We start from the raw sequence: 3,301 nt of genomic DNA on the forward strand, positions 1-3,301 counted from the left end.
GCTGCCCTGGGGGGCCGGGCGCGGCGCCGGGCGCGGGCCCGGAGTCGGCGCACCCGCCGGGCGCGGGCCCGGAGCGGGGGCAGGACGCGCTGCGGCGGCCTGCGGAGAGTTGGGAGTGCCCTGCGCAGCGCCCGAGGGGGCGGGGCGCGGGGTGCGGCGGGCGGGCCCGCCTTCCGTCTTGAGTGCTTCTGTCAGTTTGCGAACAACCGGCGCCTCGATCGTCGAGGACGCCGAACGAACGAACTCACCGAGTTCTTGGAGCTTGGCCATGACGACCTTGCTCTCGACTCCGAACTCCTTGGCGAGTTCGTATACCCGGACCTTTGCCACGTCGCTCCTTCTGGTCCGGGGTTGGTCGTCCGCCGGACCGTCACTACCGCATGTCTGTACTCATCGCGTACTCATCGAGTGCTCATCGCAATCTCGACCTACTTCCGACTCGCGAGGTACTGCTTCGCTGGACCTGTCCGACCGACCTCTGACAACCCATCACCGCTCAAGTAAGCACGCAGTGGTGCCGAGTCCAGCGGCCCCGGCACGCGCAAAGCCCGGACGAACGCCTTGCGACGATCGGCCAGGGCCAGGCACTCCGGATCGGGGTGCAGATGCGCCCCCCGCCCGGGCATTCGGCCGCGCGGATCGGGGGCACAACTGCCCTCGACCGCAACGACCCGCAACAGGTCGGCCTTGGCCGCACGCTGCCGACAACCCACGCACGTACGGCACGGAGAAGCAGCAATATCCTGCTTTTCCGACCTTGAACGAGGGCATGCTCGGGCACGCCTGCGACCAGACATGTTCAAGTCTACCGCTCCTCACCGCGACCTGGTTCGGCCGACCGTCCCCGGTCGTCCGATTCACCGGGTTCGGTGTCCGGCCGGATGTCGATTCGCCATCCGGTCAATCGCGCGGCAAGTCGGGCATTCTGCCCTTCCTTGCCGATGGCCAGCGAGAGCTGGTAGTCGGGCACCGTCACCCGGGCGGAGCGCGCGGCGAGGTCGACGACCTCCACCTTGCTCACCCGTGCCGGAGACAGCGCGTTGGCCACCATCCGCGCGGGGTCGTCCGACCAGTCGACGATGTCGATCTTCTCGCCGTTCAACTCGGCCATGACGGCACGCACGCGCGCGCCCATCGGCCCGATGCACGCGCCCTTGGGGTTGAGCCCCGCGCGCGTGGAGTAGACGGCGATCTTGGAGCGGTGGCCGGCCTCGCGGGCGATCGCGGCGATCTCGACGCTGCCGTCGGCGATCTCCGGGACCTCCAGCGCGAACAGCTTCCGCACCAGGTTGGGGTGGGTGCGCGAGAGCGTGATGGACGGCCCCTTGGGCCCACGCCGCACCTGTACGACATAGCAACGCAGGCGCATGCCGTGCGCGTACCGCTCGCCCGGTACCTGCTCCTGGGGCGGCAGGATCGCTTCGATGCGACCCAGGTCCACCAGGACGTTGCGGTTGTCCTTGCCCTGCTGGACCACGCCGGCGACGATCTCGCCCTCACGGCCGGCGAACTCGCCGAACGTGATCTCCTCCTCGGCGTCGCGCAGCCGCTGGAGAATGACCTGCTTGGCGGTGGTCGCCGCGATCCGGCCGAAGTCGTCCGGGGTGTCGTCGAATTCGCGGACGCGCTGCCCGGCCTCGTCGGTCTCGGTCGCCCACACGGTGACGTGGCCGGTGGCTCGGTCCAGCTCCACGCGCGCCTTGGGCAGACTGCCCTCCGTGCGGTGGTAGGCGATCAGCATGGCCGATTCGATGGCCTCGACCAAAAGGTCGAACTTGATCTCTTTCTCGCGCTCAAGCCCGCGCAGGGCGCTCATGTCGATGTCCACGTCCTACGCCTCCCCGTCCGTGTTGTCACCGGTCACGGTGTCGTCGTTGTCGTCGTCTGTCTCGACGTCGTCTTCGTCGCCCGCCTCGACGTCGTCGTCGAGGTCTTCGTCCACGTCGTCGACGTCGATGTCACCGACGTCGGTCTTCTTGCGGTTGAACTCGACCTGCACCGTCGCCTTGGCGACCGCGTCGTACGCCAGGCGTCGCGGCTTGCCGTCCACGTCGAGCTCGACGCCCTCGGCGTCGGCCTTGCCGACCCGGCCGGTCACGGTCGTACCGTCGTGCAGCTGCGCCAGGACCAGGCGGTCCGCGGCGCGGCGCCAGTGGCGCTCCAGGGTGAGCGGTCGGTCGACGCCCGGGGTGGTGACTTCCAGCGTGTAGCCGAGCGCGCCCATCACGTCGGACGCGTCGAGCGTGTCCGCGACGGTCCGGCTGACCTCGGCGACCTTGTCCAGGTCCACGCCGTCGTCGGCGGCCACGATCACCCGGAGCACCCGGCGCTTGCCGGCGGCGCTGAGCGCGAGATCCTCGAGATCCACGCCCGCGGTGGTGACCACTGGTTCCAGCAACTCCCGCAGCCGGTCCAATGTGGTGGTGCTCATCCGGGTGACTCCTCGGCTGCGTGTGCTGTTGTCTCTGGTGCGTCGACCGCTGTGGCGTGTCGTTCGTGGAAGGACCACAGTATCCGGTCGGCGAGCCATCTCGCGCACGTCCGCCCGGCGTACGCCGGATGTCCGCCGAGGGTCGCACGCCCCCATATGCGATAGCGTCCGACACGGCCAGGGGCCGCCGGTCGACCTCGGCCGACGGCGGGCTTCACGGACGAGGGGCAGGAGCGGGACGCATGCGCGACGCCGGGCCGACGCGACGGGCCGTCCTGGGCACCGTGGCCGTGGCGACCATCGCCGTCACGGTCGCCGGTTGCGACAGTGACGACAAGGGTTCGGACCAGGGCCGGAACAAGGCCGACGACGCGGCGCGCAAGGGGGCGTACGCGGCCACCGCAGTCCTGCTCGCCCGCTATGACGCGGTCGCGGCCAAGCACGCGCCACTCGCGGCGCGGATCACCCCGCTGTCGGCCGAACTGCGCGAGCATCTCGCCCTGTTCGCCGGAACCGCGAAGTCGCCCACACCGGCGCCCGCGCCGCCGGTCCAGGTGCCCGAGGAGGCCGCCGCCGCGAGCAGCGCGGCCGCCGACTGGGCGCAGCAGGGTTCGGACGAACGGCTGACCGCGCTGGCCGCGGTCTCTCCCGAGCTCGCTCGCCGGTTCGCTTCCACGTCCGCGTGTCTCGCGGGCCACGCCCAGTTGCTTCGGAGCACGTCGTGACCACCCCCACCCCTTCGGCCAAGGCCGGTGCGAACCCCCTCGTCAAGGCGTTGCAGGGCGCGCTCGACGCCGAGCACGCGGCCGTCTACGGCTACGGCGTCGCCGGCGGCCGGCTCGCCGGGGCCGCGCAGACCCAGGCCCGGAC

Annotated in this window: 6 protein-coding genes; 2 read left to right on the plus strand and 4 right to left on the minus strand. The window is 70.7% G+C overall.

The genetic code is table 11. The features are described 5' to 3' along the window. The 4 genes from GT354_RS26035 to rimP all read right to left on the minus strand — a co-directional run. Nucleotides 1–330, minus strand: a 330-nt coding sequence (locus tag GT354_RS26035) for a translation initiation factor IF-2 N-terminal domain-containing protein (protein WP_346012176.1), incomplete at its 3' end; no start/stop codon positions are given. A 98-nt stretch (nucleotides 331–428) separates the two neighbouring features. Beyond that, nucleotides 429–797, minus strand: coding sequence for a YlxR family protein (locus tag GT354_RS26040; RefSeq protein WP_161358812.1), 369 nt, complete (start codon nucleotides 795–797; stop codon nucleotides 429–431). Between the two features lie 8 nt (nucleotides 798–805). Then, nucleotides 806–1,828 (minus strand): transcription termination factor NusA, encoded by a 1,023-nt coding sequence (gene nusA, locus GT354_RS26045; protein ID WP_161358808.1) that lies wholly within the window; start codon nucleotides 1,826–1,828, stop codon nucleotides 806–808. Between the two features lie 3 nt (nucleotides 1,829–1,831). Next, nucleotides 1,832–2,431: a ribosome maturation factor RimP gene (gene rimP / locus GT354_RS26050; RefSeq protein ID WP_161358809.1), complete on the minus strand. Its 600-nt coding sequence runs from the start codon at nucleotides 2,429–2,431 to the stop codon at nucleotides 1,832–1,834. Between the two features lie 242 nt (nucleotides 2,432–2,673). Here rimP and GT354_RS26055 point away from each other — a divergent pair, with 242 nt between their 5' ends. After that, nucleotides 2,674–3,156, plus strand: coding sequence for a hypothetical protein (locus tag GT354_RS26055; RefSeq protein ID WP_161358810.1), 483 nt, complete (start codon nucleotides 2,674–2,676; stop codon nucleotides 3,154–3,156). Then, nucleotides 3,153–3,301 (plus strand): DUF4439 domain-containing protein (locus tag GT354_RS56635; protein WP_161358811.1); only part of this gene is annotated, 149 nt, incomplete at its 3' end. The genes GT354_RS26055 and GT354_RS56635, both read left to right, overlap by 4 nt.

This window comes from Streptomyces sp. SID3343 (assembly GCF_009865215.1).
In the GTDB taxonomy this organism is placed as follows: Bacteria; Actinomycetota; Actinomycetes; order Streptomycetales; family Streptomycetaceae; genus Embleya.